This is a genomic window from Halomonas sp. 7T (assembly GCF_025643255.1).
Lineage (GTDB): Bacteria > Pseudomonadota > Gammaproteobacteria > Pseudomonadales > Halomonadaceae > Vreelandella.
The window spans coordinates 3,617,176-3,634,557 of the sequence record NZ_CP087112.1 but is presented as its reverse complement, the minus strand read 5'-3'; the positions used below and the strand labels follow the sequence as shown (position 1 = coordinate 3,634,557).

The window sequence follows — 17,382 nt, the reverse complement described above, 5'->3', positions numbered from 1 at the left end:
GTGCGCAGTAACGATCTAAATTTTGGCTTTGATGTCGAGTTCCAAGTGGAGTCTTATCTACGCTATCAAGGCGATACTTTCTCCACCGCCTTTGACGCCAATACCTACCTGTTAATGACCAAGGCACTGGATTACTTTGACCCTGCGGCTACCCATGCAGGCGACCTAGCCAGCGCGCTAGCCCCCGCACAGTGCCCTTTTTTGATTGTGAGCTTTACCACCGACTGGCGCTTTCCACCCTCTCGCTCCCGCGAACTCGTCGACGCTTTAACCCGTGCAGGCAAGGCAGTGAGCTATGCCAATATCGAGTCTCCTCATGGGCACGATGCGTTTTTGCTACCCGAACCGCGTTATCACGCCCTGTTCAGCGCGTTTATGGGTCGCGTTGCCCATGAGCTAGCGATCCATGACACCGCTGAAGAGGAGACACCGTAATGCGCGCTGATTTAGAACTGATTTACGACTGGGTACCCCAAGGGGCTCATGTTTTAGATTTAGCTTGTGGCGATGGGCAGCTGCTGGAACGCTTGGCCAAAGAAAAAAACGTCTCAGGATACGGGTTAGAGATTGATCCAAACGGCATTACTCAGTGCGTCGCGCGCGGCGTTAACGTGATTGAGCATAACCTTGATGACGGCCTGGGTAGTTTCTGCGATAACAGCTATGATCAAGTCATCATGACCCAAGCGCTACAAGCGCTGCGCCGCCCCGATAAAATGCTTGATGAAATGCTGCGAGTAGCAGAAGAGGGCATTATTACGTTTCCTAACTTTGCCTATTGGCGCCACCGTGTTCATCTTGGCTTGCGCGGCTATATGCCGGTCTCTAAATCGCTGCCTCACGCGTGGTACGACACCCCCAACATCCACCTCTCAACGTTTAACGATTTTGAGCATCTCTGTCGCGAGAAAGGACTCATGATTGTTGACCGCGCGGTGGGCGTTGGCGACCATCGAGGTCACTGGACATCCAAATGGTGGCCCAATTTATTTGGTGAAATTGCTATTTTCAGGGTACGTCGCCGCTAACGCGGTCCAGATACAACAAGAGGAGTTTGCCATGTTACGCCGCTTACTACTCAGCGTTAGCTTAGCTGCAACGCTCATGATCACTGCCAGCGCTAACGCTGAGCAATTCGTGCAGGTGGGTGACTACGAAATCCACTACAGTGCGGTTAGCACTCGTTTTCTGACACCGGAGGTGGCTCAGGCGAACAACATTCCACGCAGCGCTAACCGCGGGCTGGTTAATGTTAGCGTACGTGAGCGCAAGGAAGATGGCAGCACGCGCCCTGTAAACGCGAGCATACAGGGCTATGTCAGCGGCCTTACCGGCTCTCAGGAGTCGCTGAGCTTTCGCACGGTGCATGACGGAGATGCAACCTATCACCTGGCGCCGTTTACCATGCAGCACGACGAAGCCATGCGCTTTGATCTCGACGTGCGCTATGACCGAAATGCCGCGCCTGAATCGGTCAATTTTATTCAGCGCTTCTATATCGAGCGCTAAGCGCTAAGTTAGCGCTGCATTCATCTCTTACAGCCGAACCGGTAGCCGCCGCGTCAAGCAGACGGCAACCGGTTTACCAGCACGCCACTGCGGCGTAATCCCGTAAGCCAGCACCTCTACCCCTGCCTTTACTGCTTCTGCTAATGCTGCTGCATACACAGGGTCGATATGGGCAGCTGGCGCTACATCGGCAATTCCCTCATGGGCGACGCAAAACAGCAGCACTGCCCGTTCACCCTGCTCAGCAAGCGCCGTTAACGTATGCAAATGCTTGGTGCCGCGCACGCTAACCGAGTCAGGAAAGTAGCCGTGCCCATCGGTTTCTTTCAGCGTGACCTGCTTCACTTCTACATAAACCGTGCCTTTTACGGGATCGTCCAGACGAAAATCGAGCCGGGCATCATCAACGGTCACTTCCCGCTTTAGCGTTTGATAGCCCGCCAGTGGCGTAATACCGCCCGCCTCAATCGCCGCTTCTACAATGCGGTTCGCCCGCCCGGTATGCACTGATGCTAGCGCCTGCGTGCCATCTGGTTGGGGCAGCTCAATCCACTCCCAGGTCCAGGCGAGCTTGCGCTTCGGGTTGTCGCTGGGCGACAGCCATACCCGGCAGCCGGGCACGTTCACCGCTTTCATTGAGCCGGTATTAGGGCAGTGGGCGACCACCTCTTGACCACTCTCCAAACGTACATCCGCTAAAAAGCGCTTATAGCGGCGCAGCAGCACACCCGACTCCAGGCTTTCATACGTCATCATAACCGGGCTACAAATCGGGCAATGCGCGCCACGGCTTCTTCTAACCGCGCCACGTCATTGGTGAAGGCGATGCGCACATGGTGCTCGCCGCCTGTCACGGCAAAATCAATCCCAGGAGTGATCGCCACATTCTCCTCGACCAATAGACGCTCGCAAAACGCTTGGCTGTCTTGGCTGTAGCGGGAGATGTCTAGCCATAGGTAAAACGCCCCCTGAGGAGGAAGGTCGGGGGCTAGGCCCAGCTGCGCCAAGCCATCCAGCAGCACTTGTCGGCGCTGTTTTAGTGTTACTCGCCGTGTTTCGAGAATGTCTCGGCACTCAGGCGTAAAGGCGGCCAGTGCAGCATGCTGGGAGGGCGTCGTCGCCGCTAAAAAGACGTTTTGTGCAAGCCGGGTGAGCGGCTCTACCGCATGCTCCGGCGCTACGAGCCAGCCCAGGCGCCAGCCGGTCATGCCAAAGTATTTTGAAAAGCTATTAACCACAAAGGCTTGGTCGGAAAGCGATGTTGCCGATAGCGGCGCATCATCATAATTGAGGCCTTGGTAAATCTCATCAACAATCACCTCACCGCCTCTGGCAGCAACGGTGTTGAACACTGCCGTTAGCGCCTCAGCGCTTAACGTGTGCCCAGTAGGGTTCGACGGGGACGCTAGCATGGCTAAGCTTGTTTGCGCCTGCCAGTGCTGCTCAATCAAGGGCGCCGTTAATTGCCAACCACTTTGCCGCCCAACCGGTATGGCATCAATCTCAGCGCCCGCTAAGGCCATAAAATGGCGGTTACAGGGATAGTTAGGATCCGCCATCAGCACCCGATCACCGCTCTCTACCAGCAGCTGGCTGGCTAACAGCAGCGCCCCAGAGGCCCCTGGGGTTACCAGAATGCGCGACGGGTCGACAGACGCATTGAAGTGTTCGGCATAGTGGCCTGCAATCGCTTCGCGCAGCGGCGCTAAACCTGCGGCGGACGTATAGCGCGTTTTGCCCGCCGCCAACGCCTGCTGCCCCGCCGCCACAATAGGCTCAGGCGTCGCAAAGTCAGGTTCACCCACTTCTAGATGAATCACATCATAGCCTTGAGCCTCTCGGGCCTGAGCCATTTCTAATAAGTGCATCACCCGAAAGGGCGCGACATGACTCACACGGGAATTCCAGGCCATAGTGGCTCCTTCACCTTATGTCCATAAAAACGCAGTTATAAAGGCCCAGTAGAGAAGCACGGGCGGCGCCAAATAAGCTGTAAGACCTTAGTCTAAATACCACCATTACGCTTGCAACACGCCACATTTTCAGCTAAACAAGCATCCCTTTGGCGTGAGATCTTGACACACGTTCATGGTCGATCAGCAGTCACATACGTAAGGGGCACTCCCATGCCAGTAGCGGAAAAGAAACCGGAAGCGTCCAAGTCCTTCACCCCGTATGAGCCGGCACCGGGTGAAGAGTATATGAATGAGAAGCAGCTTGCGCACTTTCGACAGCTGCTCCTGGATTGGAAACAGGATCTCATGGAAGAGGTGGATCGTACTGTGCGCCACCTGCAAGAAGACGCAAACAACTATGCCGACCCCGCTGACCGAGCGACGCAAGAAGAAGGCTTTAGCCTTGAACTGCGTACGCGAGATCGCGAGCGCAAGTTGCTGAAAAAAATTAACGAAACCATCGAGAAAATCGATGAAGATGACTACGGCTTCTGTGAAGCGTGCGGTGTCGAAATCGGCATTCGTCGCCTTGAAGCACGCCCCACGGCAACGCTGTGTGTCGATTGTAAAACCCTGGCAGAGCTCAAAGAAAAACAGCTCGGCGGTTAATGTCGTTAGCGGCAACGTAGTAGACGCAACAACAAAGCCGGGCACCTTCAGGGTGCCCGTTTTTGTTGGTCAATTCATTGCAACTGTTATTGGCGCCCATGTCACAAACCGATTGCTACCGGGGACGCTTTGCCCCCACGCCATCAGGCCCCCTTCACTTTGGCTCGTTGGTTGCAGCGTTAGGCAGTTATCTGGATGCCCGCGCGGCGGGAGGAACGTGGCTGGTACGCATTGAGGATATCGATCCACCTCGCTGCCCCAAGGGCGCAGATAGCACCATTTTGCGCCAGCTTGAAAGGTTTGGCCTATATTGGGACGAGCAGGTCGTGTGGCAACACACACGCCATGCGGCTTATCAGCAGGCGTTAGACTGCCTCATTGCACGGGGCCTAGCCTACCCCTGCAGCTGCTCACGAAAGCAGTGGCAAGACTTCACGATTTATCCCGGCTGGTGCCGCAACGGGCAGCGTGAGGCTAACAAGCCCGTCGCTTGGCGATTACGCAGCGACTTAGCCAAACGCCCTATTACATGGCAAGACCGCCTGTTTGGCCGCCAGCAGCTCGACCCTGCCACCTTCGGCGACGTGGTCTTAAAGCGTAAAGATAACCTGTGGGCCTACCAGCTTGCCGTGGTGGTAGACGATGCCGAGCAGAGCATTAGCGATGTGGTTAGAGGCTACGACCTACTCGATAACACTCCCTGGCAAGGCCAGCTACAAACAGCACTTGGCTTACCTACGCCGCGCTATCTCCACCTACCGCTGATGGTAACGGATGATGGCCAAAAGCTCTCCAAGCAGAACATGGCCCCTGCGTTGGCAGAAAGTGTTGAGGGTGTTCGTCACCAGTTATTTCACGCACTGCAGGCCCTTGACCAAGCCCCACCCATAGAGCTAGCGCAGGAGGCTCCTGAGGTGCAATTACGCTGGGCAATAGCGCACTGGTCGATTGAGCAGTTAACGCCGTTTCACCACCGTGCACTACCCCCGGAGTACTGATATGTACGTTTACCGCATCATGCTATTTCTTGTGTTTGGCGGCTACCTGCTCTCGCCACTGCTCATGGACGGCTGGGGCGACCCCGGCATCGCCTGGTACAGACCGTTTGCTATCTGGGGCGGCCTGATTGCGCTAACGCTTTGGCTAGAGCAAAAAAGGAAGTTAGATGAGCGTTGAGTTACTCGGTGTACTGTTTTTAGGCCTTGGTTACCTTGCACTACTGTTTTGCTGCGGTTTGGCGGTAGAGCGCGGCTGGGTTCCGGTGCGTATTACACGCCACCCTGTCATCTACACCCAAGCCCTGGGCGTGTACGCCAGTGCTTGGGCCATTTACGGCAGTGTTGAGTTCGCCTCCAAAGCTGGCTTTGGCTATTTGGCCTACTACCTGGGCGCCGCAGGGGCTTTTTTGCTTGCGCCTGTGCTACTCGTACCTATTCAGCGCATTACGCGCACTTACCAGCTCTCCTCACTGGCGGACCTCTTTGCGTTTCGTTTTCGTTCACGCTGGGTCGGCACCATTGTCACATTGCTTAGCCTTCTTACCGTTATGCCGCTGCTGGGTATTCAGGTACAAACGCTAAGCGATGCAATACACCTGCTCACCGGCAGCCGCTATAGCGCTGCGGTTGCCTTGCTATTTTGCGCGGTAACGGCGGGCTGTGCGGTACTGTTCGGCGCGCGCCATAGCCATCGGCACCGCCACGACACACTGCTTAGCGTGATTGCCTTTGAATCGGTCATTAAGCTATTAGCCATGCTTGGGCTCGGCGCCATTGCGCTATGGTGGGTGTTTGATGGCCCGCAAGATTTACAGCAGTGGTTAGAAGGCCCCGGCGCAGCGGCTCAAGCCGCTACTCCGCAGCTAGAGGCGCCTCAATGGCGCACGTTGTTACTGCTGTTTTTTGCTGCCGCCTTTATGATGCCGCACCTATTTCAAATCACGTTCGCCGAAAGCCTTTCTCGTCATACGCTGCTTCAGGCGAGCTGGACACTCCCCCTTTTTTTACTGCTAATGGCACTGCCAGTGCCGCTCATTTGGTGGGCGGCGCAGGCCACCAATGAGGCGGTTCCGATGGCGGCGTATGCCGCCTATTTCATGACAGAGCACTGGTGGGTGGGGGCGCTGGCGTTCATTGGCGGCTTGGCGGCTGCCAGCGGCACCATGATGATGATTGCGCTGGCGCTTTCCGGCATGCTGCTCAATCATGTCATCCTCGTTGCGCGCCCTCCCGAAGCACAAAATGACCTGTATGGCTGGCTGCTTTGGCTAAGGCGGGGCTTAGTGGTCGCCGTTATTTTCAGTGGCTGGCTATTTGCTGAAAGCGTTGGTCGTTATCACTCTCTGACGAACCTTGGACTCGCCGCTTTTATCGGTATGGCACAATGCTTGCCCGGCATGCTCGCGCTGCTTTACTGGCCTGGCGCAAATCGGAAAGGCATGGTGGCAGGGCTAATTGGTGGTAGCACTATCTGGCTGGTGGGCATTTGGCTACCGCTGCTTTTTGATTTCTCGGTAACCACGCAAGACTTCATACCCTCCATACCAGCCGACTCGCCACACTGGTATAACATCACGCTGGTCTCCCTTGCCGTTAATATTATGCTGCTGATTTTGGTATCGCTATTTACCCGTACGTCAGAGGGAGAGCGTTCAGCAGCTGAAGCGTGTTCGGTAGATGCCGTCATACGCTCTAAGCGCCTACCGCTAGAAGCTGCAACAGCCGGTGATTTTACCGTGCATCTTGCCCAAGCGCTTGGTGATGAAGCGGCTGAACGTGAAGTTGAGCGTGCTTTAAAGGCGCTGAACTTCACCCCTCAAGAACGGCGTCCTTACGCGCTACGCCGCCTACGCGACCGTATTCAAGCGAATCTTTCAGGCCTCATGGGGCCTTCCGTTGCCAGAGACATCGTTGATCGCTATCTCCCCTACCGCCACAACGATGCTCCGCTTACCGACGACATCCACTTCGTTGAAAGCCGACTGGAAGCCTATCGATCGCGCTTAACGGGGCTGGCCCGTGAGCTGGATGGCTTACGCCGCCACCACCGCCAAACGCTTGCTAAATTGCCCGTCGGGCTATGCGTCCTGGGTGACGATGACGAGTTACTCATGTGGAACCAGGCACTCTCTCAGCTCTCGGGCATTAGTGGCGACAGCGTCATTGGGTCGAGCCGTAACAGCTTACCAGCGCCTTGGCCTAGCCTGCTGGGCAGTGTACGTAACGCCCCCCATACACCGCTTTACAAGCAGGCAGTCTCCTTGCATGGCAAAGATTACTTCCTGACCCTGCACCAAGCGGTACTCAGTGGCCACGACAGCCGCGGCGGCAGCGTGATATTGGTGGAGGATCACACCGAAATGAAGTGGCTCGAAGATGAGCTGGTTCACGCGGCCCGGCTCGCTTCTATTGGACAGCTGGCAGCAGGCGTGGCCCATGAAATCGGCAACCCGATTACCGGTATTTCATCGCTGGCACAAAACCTGCGCTACGATACCGACGACCCCGCGCTGCTGGAAACCGCAGATCAAATTCAACAGCTTACCCAGCGGGTTACTAAAATCGTCAACTCGCTGGTAGGCTTTGCTCACGGTGGCCGCCATACCGTGCCACTACCGGCCTCCCCCGCAGTGCTTAAGACTATTAGTGAAGACGCCTTGCACTTGATCCATTTAGCCCGCTCGGGCGAGGATGTCATCTACACAAACGATTGCCCTGGCGATATCGTGGTACGTGGCGATGATCAACGCTTAACCCAAGTAATGGTCAATTTATTGAGTAACGCACGGGACGCCTGTCAGCCACACGGCCATATCCATATACAGGCTGGCATAGAAGCCAACCATGCCTGGTGGCGCGTCAGCGATGATGGCCATGGCATTGCGCCAAGCGTTAAAGACCGCCTGTTCGAACCCTTTACAACGACCAAGCCTGCGGGCGAAGGCACCGGGCTTGGACTATCGTTGGCGTATCAAATTATTAACGAGCATCAAGGCAAGATAGACGTGGCATCGCCACCTCCCGGCCAGTCACAAGGCACTGCCATTACCCTTTGGCTACCGCTCTACCAACAGGATGATCTTTCACCCCATGCCTCGGATACTGATTGTTGAAGATGAAGCGATTATTCGCAGCGCTCTAAAACGCTTACTCGACCGCCATGGCTATACCGTGAGCGAGGCCGCCAGCGCTGAAGAAGCCATTACTCAGCCGCTGAACGAATTCGATCTCATCATCAGCGACCTGCGCCTTCCGGGGGAGCCAGGCACGTCGCTGATCACGGCGGCAGCGCCTGCGCCGGTGCTGATTATGACCAGCTACGCCAGCATGCGCTCAGCTGTAGAGGCCTTAAAGCAGGGGGCTGTGGACTACGTTGCAAAGCCGTTTGATCATACGGAGATGCTCGAAACTGTCGAACGTATCCTGCATAAGCAGTCGATGCAGCAAAGCACGCCGCCGGATATCACTGACGACGGTGGTGGACGTCAAACCATGATTGGCAGCTGCGCCGCCATGCAGCAGGTTTACACCCGCATCCGTAAAACCGCCCCCGCCGACGTGACCGTGCTGATCCAGGGGGAATCGGGTACCGGCAAAGAACTGGTCGCCCGCGCCATTCATCAACAAAGCAAACGCGCCAAAGCCCCGCTTATCTGTGTTAACTGCGCTGCAATCCCTGAAACGCTGATTGAATCGGAACTGTTTGGCCATGAAAAAGGCGCCTTTACCGGTGCAAGCGCCGCCCGCACAGGTTTAGTAGAAGCCGCCGACGGAGGCACGCTGTTTCTGGATGAAATTGGTGAGCTGCCGTTGGATGCCCAAGCACGCCTGCTGCGCGTACTGCAAGAAGGGGAAATTCGTAAAATTGGCTCTGTCGAAACCCGCCATGTGGATGTGCGTCTTATCGCCGCCACCCACCGGGACTTACGCGCCCTCTCAAAAAGCGGCGAGTTTCGCCTCGATCTGTACTACCGCCTCAACGTGATGCAGATCGAACTACCGCCCCTAAGAGAGCGCGAAGAGGACGTCCTAACCATTGCCGACATTTTGTTAGACAAAGCGTGTAAACGCCATGAACGCCAGGGGCTACGGCTATCGCGTGCCGCGCGCCAAGACCTACAAGACTATCCTTGGCCAGGCAATGTACGTGAGTTGGAAAACGCCCTGGAGCGGGGCGTGATTCTCGCTGAAGGCCACCTGATTCACCCGGATGATCTTGGCCTAGGGCCTGTCACTAACCGCCCTACCCCGCTCGCTGCTCCTCCAGCTCCCTTAAGTAACGAGAGCCAAGCGCCTATTGAAGAGGACGACCTCTCCCTAGAAGATTATTTTCAGCACTTTGTGCTTGAACACCAGGATCAGATGAGTGAAACAGAGCTGGCTCAAAAACTGGGTATCAGTCGTAAAAATCTCTGGGAGCGTCGCCAGCGACTAGGCATACCCCGCAAGAAAACCGCCCGCCGACCCAATTAAGCAGCGCTAAGAGCGGCAGTCACTGCGCGCCTAAGACCAATGTCTAATACACTGATTTTAATAAGAAACATCCAAAACCCGTTACCTCAACACTGTTACCTTCCCACACAACCCACGTTAAAAAACGCTGCAAAACGGGTAACACTTTCTACTGCCATTAGTTCCCTGGCACCCCATAAAAATGCCAAGCCTATGAAATTTATGATATATCCAACAAATGGCACGGCGAGTGCAATATTACTGAGTAAGAAAAACAAACTGGGCAACGCGGTCAGTCGCTAACAAAAACAACAGGACACCGCCCACATCTGAGCCAAAACAAAAACAACAGGGCCAGATAGAGATAACAGCACTAACAAAAACAACAGGCTTGAGTCTCACAACTTGCTTGCGCTAAGCAAACGATAGATAGAACAAGCGCAGCGAACAACAATAACAACAGTTAGCAAGTGCCCAAATGGACGCGACGTACAACGAGTTACCTGCATACCAACAAGAATAACAGCAGGTCGTGTGTACACCCCGGAGCCAACAATAATAAGCCGGGTAGACAAAGTTCGCGGTTGGATTATTGTTTTGAATACGAGGCGGTCGGAATCAATCGGTTTCTTACGCCTACCGACTGCGGTGCGTATTCAGGGCGATGTGCCATCATGAAGAAAAACAGCAGCATGGACGCTGATTGTCTGCTTTATAGGGGAGGCTTACTTAGCCTCCCCTTTCTGCGTTTAAAGGCTTTAGCATCTACCAAACCCACCATAGACGCTTTGCAAGCCTTATGGGGTCGGCTACACTCAGCAGCTTACCGCTTACAATACGGTCATTTTTTAATACCCTGCGAGTCGATATCGCCGCATGTTCAAAGGATTTACCCGTTTCTTACATAGCCCGGGAGAGCAATTGAAATCCCTGCTCGATTCCCCAGAGAGCGCCGTAGCGCCTCTCAGCCCCCGCATTATTCCGCGCTCCGAGCACCCTGTTTCTCGTCAGCAGATAAGCGATGCTGCGTTAAAAGTTCTCTATCGTCTTAACAGCGCTGGATTCGATGCATTTCTAGTCGGCGGCTGCATTCGCGATGCCCTGCTCGGCAAAATGCCAAAAGACTTTGACGTTGCGACGAACGCCACGCCAGAACAAGTGCGCGACCTGTTCCGCAACTCCCGCATGATCGGTCGACGCTTTCGCATTGTGCACGTGCGCTTTGGACGAGAAGTCATTGAAGTGACCACGTTTCGCGGCAAACCCCAGGACGAGCACGGTGACCATATCGCCCAGCAGTCTGATGCAGGCTTGCTGCTGCGTGATAACGTATGGGGCAATATTGAAGAGGACGCCCTACGCCGCGACTTCACCGTCAATGCGCTGTACTACAACATCGCCGACTTCACCATTCACGACTTTGCCAATGGCGTGCGGGATATTGAATCACGTACGCTCCGGCTCATTGGCGACCCGGCAACGCGTTACCGGGAAGACCCCGTACGCATGCTGAGGGCCGTGCGTTTTGCCGCCAAGCTCGATTTCACCATCGACCCGGCAACTGAAGAGCCGATGTTTGACCTAGCACCGCTGCTGCTACAGATTCCGCCAGCTCGTCTGTTTGATGAGGTGCTGAAGCTGTTTATGTCAGGGCATGGCTTAGTCACCTTCCGACTCCTCAGCTATTACAATCTGTTTGGCATGCTCTTCCCTGAAGCGGAAGAAGCCATGGCAGACGCGGCCTGGGCGGAAGAGCTCATCGAACAGGCGCTGGCCAATACCGACAAGCGTATTGCGGAAGACCGGCCGGTTACGCCAGCCTTCCTACTCGCCGCATTTTTATGGGCACCGGTGGCCCATCGTCAGGCGGAGCTGGAGCGCGACGGCATGCCTGCGATTCCTGCGTTGCAAACTGCCTCCCAAGAAGTGGTTTCTCGTCAGCTTCAGCACATCTCAATTCCCAAGCGTTTTGGGATGCCAATGCGTGAAATTTGGGAACTCCAGGCCCGCCTGCCCATGCGCCGGGGCAAACGCGCTTTTCAGACCCGCGAGCACCCGCGCTTCCGTGCCGCTTACGATTTGCTGTTACTGCGCGAACAGGCGGGCGAAATACCGCGTGGCCTGGGCGACTGGTGGACCGCATTTCAGCAGGGTGATGAGCACGAACAGCGTCGCTTGCTACAAAAGGTCGGCAGCGACCCGGCAAGCCAAGGCGACCGTCGCCGTAAAAAACGCCGCAAGCCGCGCAAAACCGACCCATGAGCGTCATGATGCACTGCGCTTATATTGGCTTAGGTAGCAACCTGGAAAGCCCGGTCGCACAAGTACGCCAAGCCCTTGACGAGCTTGGTGGCCTGCCGCTCAGCACGCTAGTGGCACAATCATCGTTATATGCAACGCCTCCTGTAGGGCCGCAAGACCAGCCCGATTTTATTAATGCTGTGGCGGTCATCAAAACAGCGCTATCCCCACTGGCGCTGCTCGACCAGCTACAAGCGTTGGAACAGCGCCACCGTCGCCAGCGCTTGCGTCATTGGGGGCCTCGCACCCTGGACTTAGACCTACTTCTTTATGGGCAGCAAACGATTGAGCGCCCACGCCTAAAGGTCCCCCACCCATATATGCACGAACGCGCCTTTGTGCTCGTGCCGTTAGCGGAAGTTGCCAGTGCTGTTGGCAAACAACCGCTTATGCTGCATCAACAGACGCTGGCCCACTGGCTTACCCAGATAGATCACACTGCGATAAAACGCTTATCTAACGCCGATGCCCGTTAGGGTGTCACCGTCAGTGCTACCGTCTGACACAAATCTCGACACCAAGCCCCCATTCAGGTAACAATTACCGGTTACGCCACTTCACGTCTGCAAGGATGCAGCGTTAATAACGGCCGGCTTCCTTAGCGAGGCAATCGGCCCCACGTAGAAAACGAGAGCACGCCATGAAAACCGTCACCCTGAGCACACTGCAGGCGTACAAACGCGCCGGCGAAACGTTCAGCTGCCTGACCGCTTACGATGCCTCCTTTGCCCATGCGGCTAGCGAAGCAGGCATTGATGTCTTACTAGTGGGCGATTCCCTAGGCATGGTCTTACAAGGGCACAGCAGCACGCTACCCGTTACCATCGACGATATTTGCTACCACACCCGCTGTGCGGCGCGAGGCAAAGGGCACAGCCTACTCATGGTCGATTTGCCGTTTATGAGCAATGCCACCACTGAACGCCTACTAGAAGACGGCGCGGCACTAATGCGTGCCGGAGCAGAGCTGGTAAAAGTCGAGGGCGAAGCATGGATGGCTGAAGGCATCCGCGAGCTCACCCGTCGCGGCGTACCGGTGTGCGCTCACTTAGGCCTAACGCCACAAACGGTTTACCAGCTAGGCGGCTATAAAGTGCAAGGCCGCGAAGCCGAGCAGGCTGAGCAAATTATCAACGATGCCAAAGTACTGGTTGAAGCAGGCGCCTCGGTGATCCTGCTGGAGTGCGTACCGGCAAGCTTAGGCAAAGCGGTTACCGAGGCCCTGGACGTACCGGTTATTGGCATTGGCGCAGGTCCCGACACCGATGGGCAAATTCTGGTCATGCACGATGTGCTGGGCGTTACCCACGGTCGCACACCACGCTTTGTGAAAAACTTTATGGTTGACGCGGATAGCATTCAGAACGCTTTTCAGGACTACCATGAAGCGGTCAAAACGCGCGCCTTTCCCGCACCGGAGCACTGTTTTTAAGCGGTGTTTTCACTTTTGTAGCCTGTGAACGACGAAACTTCTCTTATGCGTACTTTACGAGACATCAACGAACTACGTAGCGCTCTAGGCGAGCACCGCTTAGACGGCCAACGCATTGCACTGGTGCCCACCATGGGCAACCTGCATGAAGGCCACCTGGCGCTCGTTGCTCAGGCTCGCCAACATGCTGATATTGTAGTGGCCAGCCTGTTTGTGAATCCCATGCAGTTTGGTCCCGGTGAAGACCTGGATGCCTACCCGCGCACGTTTGAAGCGGATCACGCACAGTTAAGCGATGCAGGCTGCGATATTTTGTTCGCTCCAACCGTCAACGCGCTCTACCCAAACGGCCTGACGGCCCAAACCAAAGTACACGTCCCAGACGTAGGTGAAGGCCTATGCGGTGGTTCACGACCCGGGCATTTCGACGGTGTTTCCACTGTCGTGAGCATGCTGTTTAACTTAGTACAGCCAGACATTGCCTGCTTTGGCGAGAAGGATTACCAGCAGCTAGCAGTGATTCGTAAGCTGGTGAGCGACCTGCATATGCCCATTGAGATTATCGGCGTGCCTATTGTGCGTGCTGAAGACGGTCTGGCGCTCTCTTCACGCAATGGCTACCTAAATGCACAAGAGCGCACCACGGCACCCCTGCTCTACCGCACGCTCTGCTCACTGCGTGACGCGCTGGAGCGCGGCGAATCCATCGAACAGGTACTACAACGGGGCAAAACGACCCTGTATGATGCCGGCTTTACGCCTGATTACCTCGAGCTGCGCGATACCGCCCTTGGCCCTGTGTCCGCTGCTACACGCCAAGCGGTACTACTTGCCGCCGCAACACTTGGCCCTGCACGACTTATCGACAACCTCAGTGTGCAGCTGCCAAGCACGACGACTATTTAGGAGTTACCATGCATACCATTATGCTCAAAGCCAAGCTGCATATGGCTCGCGTTACTCACGCGGTACTCAACTACGAAGGCTCCTGCGCGATCGATGGCGAGCTTCTCGATATGGCGGGGATTCGCGAGAACGAGCAGATTCAGATTTATAATGTAGAAAACGGCGAGCGCTTCACGACTTATGCTATTCGCGGTGAAGAAGGCTCAAGGCTGATTTCTATTAACGGCGCGGCTGCGCACTTAGCGGCCCCGGGGCATCGTATTATTATCTGCAGCTATGCTCACTACTCCGACGCTGAGCTGGAAAACCACCAGCCCGCACTGGTGTATCTACAAGAAGGCAATCACGTTAGCCATACCAGCAACGCCATTCCTGTGCAGTTAGCTTAAACAGAATCGCTGAGTCAGCGCACTTATTAACGGGCCGTTTATCGGCCCGTTTTTATTTACCCAAAATTGCGTATTGCCGCAATGCACAACCTTCCCCTATGCTGAAGAGACGGCTGAGAGATACGGCTAGCAGAGTACGCCTATCAGGCAACTGGTTTCAGGGTGTCTGTTAATTACTCCAGGAGTCATTTTATGCAAGAAGTAGTCATTGTTGCGGCACGCCGCACCGCTGTGGGCGCTTTCGGTGGGTCCCTCGCAGGTATTCCTGCGAGCGACTTGGGCGCCTTAGTGATCAAAGATATTCTCGCCTCCACCGGCGTTTCTCCGGATCAAGTTGACGAAGTACTGCTGGGCCAGGTACTTACCGCAGGTGTCGGCCAAAACCCCGCGCGACAAGCGGTGATTAAAGCAGGCCTGCCTGAATCTGTTCCCGCGATGACGATTAATAAAGTCTGCGGCTCTGGCTTGAAAGCGCTTCATCTAGCCACCCAGGCGATTCGCTGTGGCGATGCCGAGCTTATTCTGGCCGGCGGCCAGGAGAACATGTCCGCGTCGCCCCACGTGTTACCCAACTCCCGTAACGGCCAGCGCATGGGTGATTGGAAGGCGATCGACACCATGGTTCACGATGGCCTGTGGGACGCCTTTAACAACTACCACATGGGCATTACCGCTGAGAACCTGGCTGAGAAATACAGCATCACCCGCGAAGCCATGGACGAGTTCGCTGCAGCGTCTCAGCAAAAAGCGGCGGCCGCCATCAAAGAGGGTAAGTTCAAAGGGCAAATCGTGCCGGTGGAAATTCCCCAGCGCAAAGGCGACCCGGTGGTGTTTGATACCGACGAGAATCCGCGCGAAGTCTCTGCCGAAAAGCTCGGCGGCATGCGCCCCGCGTTTAAAAAAGATGGCACCGTGACTGCCGGTAACGCCTCGTCGCTCAACGATGGTGCCGCCGTCGTTATGCTCTGCTCCGCTGAAAAAGCCAAAGCACTTGGCCTGGAGCCACTGGCGCGCATTGCTGCCTACTCTAATGCTGGCGTTGATCCCGCCATCATGGGTATCGGCCCTGCACCGGCTACTCGCCGCTGCTTAGAAAAAGCCGGCTGGAGCCTGGACGACCTGGATCTAGTTGAAGCCAACGAAGCCTTTGCCGCCCAGGCACTGTCGGTGAACAAAGAGCTTGGCTGGGATGTGAGCAAAGTGAACGTTAACGGCGGCGCGATTGCCCTGGGTCACCCGATCGGCGCCTCCGGCTGTCGCGTGCTGGTCACGCTATTGCATGAGATGATCGCGCGTGATGCTAAAAAAGGCCTCGCGACGCTATGCATCGGCGGCGGCCAAGGTGTTGCGTTGGCGATTGAACGTCCTTAACGCCTAAGCCTCACTGGACAAATCACAAGCTCTAGTGCTAATGAAAAAGCCCTCGTCCGTTCAAAACGACCAGGGCTTTTTTAATGATTAAATGTTTAGTTTCGCGAAATAATGCGGCTATAAATCAGCGCGTTTTTACGCCGACCACGCTGCTTGGCGTCCTCAGCACTAACAATGCTCCCACTAAGAACAGGCCAGAAGCCATCCACATAGCGATGGGTAAGCTAGTGCCATCCACTATCTGTCCACCGACCATGGCCCCAAGACCAATCGACATATTAAACGTAAAAGCCATTAGCGCAGTGGCCGCTTCGGTGTTTGGCGCTGTGCGTATGATCCAGGTCTGAATACTGACCGAGACGCTGCCAAATACCGCGCCCCACACCATCAGCAACATAACGCCGCTGCTCGGTTGAACGCCCAGTAGTGGGAACGCAGCCACGACGATAAGCAGCAGGCTAGGAATAGCCAGCACGGCACGGTAAGGGTGCCGCCCGGCAAATATGCCCGCCGCAATATTACCCAGGATACCCGCCGCCCCGTAAAGCAGCAGTAAGCTGCCCACATGGCGCTGTGAAACACCACTAATCTCCTGCAAAATAGGGCTAATAAACGTATAAGCCGCAAAGTGCCCCACCACCACAAAAGCGGTCGTTAATACGGCAACGCGCACCCCTCGGTTACTCAGCTGCTTGGCGAGCACGCGAAGACGCACAGGCTCTCGTGGCGGTAAAGGTGGCAGCCAACACCACAGCGCAATCGCCGTTAATAAACTAAAGCCCCCTAACGCCCCAAAGGCCACTCGCCAGTTGCTGTAGTCCCCCAGCAGCGTGCCTAACGGCACACCAAGCACCGATGCTGCCGCAACACCACCAAAAATCATCGTCATCGCTTTGGGTACCTTTGCTTCAGGCACTAAGCGAGGTGCGATACCGCCTGCAACGGCCCAAAAGCCACCAATACTTAGCCCCACCAGCACACGGGCGGCCAGTAGCTGACCAAAACTGCTAGCAAATGCCGAGAGTAAGCTGCCTATTACCATCACAATCATGAGTACCGTAAGCATGATGCGTCGATCTAAGCGCCCCACAGCGACGGGTAGTAAAGGCGCTGAAAACGCAGCAACCACGCCAGGCACCGTGACCATTAACCCCGCCATGCCCGGCGTCACCCCCATTGAAGACGACACTTGAGAAAGCAGCCCAATGGGCAGCTGCTCCGCCGTCACCAATAGAAAAATGCCGATCATCACGGCGACCACCGCCCACCAGCGCGGCGCTTGTTCCTGCTCCATCTCTGTCTCTTCTCTTTTTTACACGGCTTATAAAACACTGCGAATACCGCAGCCAACACATAAGGAGGGGGGACTATACCCGTAACACAAGTGAAATAGCATACCTGCTGCTGCCTTACTCTTATAAGTCTTGACTAATATTAATGTGATTAATGGCCTGCCTCCC

The 17,382-nt window shown here is 55.6% G+C and carries 16 protein-coding genes and 1 pseudogene; 14 read left to right on the top strand and 3 right to left on the bottom strand.

Features of this window, described 5'->3' with window-relative positions; translation table 11 throughout:
- The 3 genes and pseudogenes from metX to LOS15_RS16940 all read left to right on the top strand — a co-directional run.
- Positions 1-435: pseudogene (gene metX / locus LOS15_RS16950) on the top strand (homoserine O-acetyltransferase); the annotation flags it as partial.
- Positions 435-1,028, top strand: a complete 594-nt coding sequence (gene metW / locus LOS15_RS16945) for a methionine biosynthesis protein MetW (protein ID WP_263067274.1) — start codon at positions 435-437, stop codon at positions 1,026-1,028. The pseudogene metX and the gene metW, both read left to right, overlap by 1 nt.
- Positions 1,029-1,059: 31 nt before the next feature.
- On the top strand, positions 1,060-1,509 hold the full coding sequence (locus tag LOS15_RS16940) for a DUF4426 domain-containing protein (protein WP_263067273.1): 450 nt from the start codon (positions 1,060-1,062) through the stop codon (positions 1,507-1,509).
- 27 nt (positions 1,510-1,536) lie between these two features.
- On the opposite strand, the gene sfsA is transcribed toward LOS15_RS16940, so the two are convergent.
- Both sfsA and LOS15_RS16930 read right to left on the bottom strand, forming a co-directional pair.
- Positions 1,537-2,265, bottom strand: coding sequence for a DNA/RNA nuclease SfsA (sfsA, locus tag LOS15_RS16935; RefSeq protein ID WP_263067271.1), 729 nt, complete (start codon positions 2,263-2,265; stop codon positions 1,537-1,539).
- On the bottom strand, positions 2,262-3,422 hold the full coding sequence (locus LOS15_RS16930) for an aminotransferase class I/II-fold pyridoxal phosphate-dependent enzyme (RefSeq protein WP_263067269.1): 1,161 nt from the start codon (positions 3,420-3,422) through the stop codon (positions 2,262-2,264). The genes sfsA and LOS15_RS16930 overlap by 4 nt, the downstream gene beginning before the upstream one ends.
- Before the next feature lie 213 nt (positions 3,423-3,635).
- Between LOS15_RS16930 and dksA the strand changes: the two genes are divergently transcribed.
- From dksA to LOS15_RS16875, 11 genes are all read left to right on the top strand, one after another.
- A complete protein-coding gene (gene dksA / locus LOS15_RS16925) occupies positions 3,636-4,073 on the top strand; it encodes an RNA polymerase-binding protein DksA (RefSeq protein ID WP_009723720.1) in 438 nt (145 codons plus the stop codon).
- Positions 4,074-4,171: 98 nt separating this feature from the next.
- Positions 4,172-5,071, top strand: a complete 900-nt coding sequence (gluQRS, locus tag LOS15_RS16920) for a tRNA glutamyl-Q(34) synthetase GluQRS (RefSeq protein WP_263067267.1) — start codon at positions 4,172-4,174, stop codon at positions 5,069-5,071.
- A 1-nt stretch (position 5,072) separates the two neighbouring features.
- Positions 5,073-5,249, top strand: a complete 177-nt coding sequence (locus LOS15_RS16915; protein WP_263067266.1) for a hypothetical protein — start codon at positions 5,073-5,075, stop codon at positions 5,247-5,249.
- Complete coding sequence (locus LOS15_RS16910) at positions 5,239-8,184, top strand: ATP-binding protein (protein ID WP_263067265.1); 2,946 nt, start codon at positions 5,239-5,241, stop codon at positions 8,182-8,184. Before LOS15_RS16915 ends, LOS15_RS16910 begins: the two co-directional genes overlap by 11 nt.
- Positions 8,162-9,544, top strand: a complete 1,383-nt coding sequence (locus LOS15_RS16905) for a sigma-54-dependent transcriptional regulator (RefSeq protein WP_263067264.1) — start codon at positions 8,162-8,164, stop codon at positions 9,542-9,544. The genes LOS15_RS16910 and LOS15_RS16905 overlap by 23 nt, the downstream gene beginning before the upstream one ends.
- An 855-nt stretch (positions 9,545-10,399) precedes the next feature.
- The gene (gene pcnB / locus LOS15_RS16900) at positions 10,400-11,785 is read left to right on the top strand and encodes a polynucleotide adenylyltransferase PcnB (RefSeq protein WP_263067262.1); all 1,386 of its coding nucleotides are present in this window, start codon (positions 10,400-10,402) and stop codon (positions 11,783-11,785) included.
- Positions 11,786-11,793: 8 nt separating this feature from the next.
- Positions 11,794-12,300, top strand: a complete 507-nt coding sequence (gene folK, locus LOS15_RS16895) for a 2-amino-4-hydroxy-6-hydroxymethyldihydropteridine diphosphokinase (protein WP_263069773.1) — start codon at positions 11,794-11,796, stop codon at positions 12,298-12,300.
- A 164-nt stretch (positions 12,301-12,464) separates the two neighbouring features.
- Positions 12,465-13,256 carry a 3-methyl-2-oxobutanoate hydroxymethyltransferase gene (panB, locus tag LOS15_RS16890; protein WP_263067260.1) on the top strand — a complete coding sequence of 264 codons (792 nt, stop codon included), beginning with the start codon at positions 12,465-12,467 and terminating at the stop codon, positions 13,254-13,256.
- 45 nt (positions 13,257-13,301) lie between these two features.
- Positions 13,302-14,162: a pantoate--beta-alanine ligase gene (gene panC / locus LOS15_RS16885; protein ID WP_263067259.1), complete on the top strand. Its 861-nt coding sequence runs from the start codon at positions 13,302-13,304 to the stop codon at positions 14,160-14,162.
- 8 nt (positions 14,163-14,170) lie between these two features.
- Entirely contained in the window at positions 14,171-14,551 is a 381-nt protein-coding gene (gene panD / locus LOS15_RS16880; RefSeq protein ID WP_263067257.1) for an aspartate 1-decarboxylase, read from the top strand.
- A 192-nt stretch (positions 14,552-14,743) separates the two neighbouring features.
- Positions 14,744-15,922, top strand: a complete 1,179-nt coding sequence (locus LOS15_RS16875; RefSeq protein ID WP_263067255.1) for an acetyl-CoA C-acetyltransferase — start codon at positions 14,744-14,746, stop codon at positions 15,920-15,922.
- Positions 15,923-16,046: 124 nt separating this feature from the next.
- On the opposite strand, the gene LOS15_RS16870 is transcribed toward LOS15_RS16875, so the two are convergent.
- Positions 16,047-17,216, bottom strand: coding sequence for an MFS transporter (locus LOS15_RS16870; protein ID WP_263067253.1), 1,170 nt, complete (start codon positions 17,214-17,216; stop codon positions 16,047-16,049).
- Positions 17,217-17,382: the final 166 nt, after the last annotated feature.

Excerpts from the sequence above, each read along its gene's own strand:
- metW (WP_263067274.1), top strand. The coding sequence starts at position 435 with ATGCGCGCTGATTTAGAACTGATTTACGACTGGGTACCCCAAGGGGCT.
- LOS15_RS16940 (WP_263067273.1), top strand. The coding sequence starts at position 1,060 with ATGTTACGCCGCTTACTACTCAGCGTTAGCTTAGCTGCAACGCTCATG.
- sfsA (WP_263067271.1), bottom strand. The coding sequence starts at position 2,265 with ATGATGACGTATGAAAGCCTGGAGTCGGGTGTGCTGCTGCGCCGCTAT.
- LOS15_RS16930 (WP_263067269.1), bottom strand. The coding sequence starts at position 3,422 with ATGGCCTGGAATTCCCGTGTGAGTCATGTCGCGCCCTTTCGGGTGATG.
- dksA (WP_009723720.1), top strand. The coding sequence starts at position 3,636 with ATGCCAGTAGCGGAAAAGAAACCGGAAGCGTCCAAGTCCTTCACCCCG.
- gluQRS (WP_263067267.1), top strand. The coding sequence starts at position 4,172 with ATGTCACAAACCGATTGCTACCGGGGACGCTTTGCCCCCACGCCATCA.
- LOS15_RS16915 (WP_263067266.1), top strand. The coding sequence starts at position 5,073 with ATGTACGTTTACCGCATCATGCTATTTCTTGTGTTTGGCGGCTACCTG.
- LOS15_RS16910 (WP_263067265.1), top strand. The coding sequence starts at position 5,239 with ATGAGCGTTGAGTTACTCGGTGTACTGTTTTTAGGCCTTGGTTACCTT.
- LOS15_RS16905 (WP_263067264.1), top strand. The coding sequence starts at position 8,162 with ATGCCTCGGATACTGATTGTTGAAGATGAAGCGATTATTCGCAGCGCT.
- pcnB (WP_263067262.1), top strand. The coding sequence starts at position 10,400 with ATGTTCAAAGGATTTACCCGTTTCTTACATAGCCCGGGAGAGCAATTG.
- folK (WP_263069773.1), top strand. The coding sequence starts at position 11,794 with ATGCACTGCGCTTATATTGGCTTAGGTAGCAACCTGGAAAGCCCGGTC.
- panB (WP_263067260.1), top strand. The coding sequence starts at position 12,465 with ATGAAAACCGTCACCCTGAGCACACTGCAGGCGTACAAACGCGCCGGC.
- panC (WP_263067259.1), top strand. The coding sequence starts at position 13,302 with ATGCGTACTTTACGAGACATCAACGAACTACGTAGCGCTCTAGGCGAG.
- panD (WP_263067257.1), top strand. The coding sequence starts at position 14,171 with ATGCATACCATTATGCTCAAAGCCAAGCTGCATATGGCTCGCGTTACT.
- LOS15_RS16875 (WP_263067255.1), top strand. The coding sequence starts at position 14,744 with ATGCAAGAAGTAGTCATTGTTGCGGCACGCCGCACCGCTGTGGGCGCT.
- LOS15_RS16870 (WP_263067253.1), bottom strand. The coding sequence starts at position 17,216 with ATGGAGCAGGAACAAGCGCCGCGCTGGTGGGCGGTGGTCGCCGTGATG.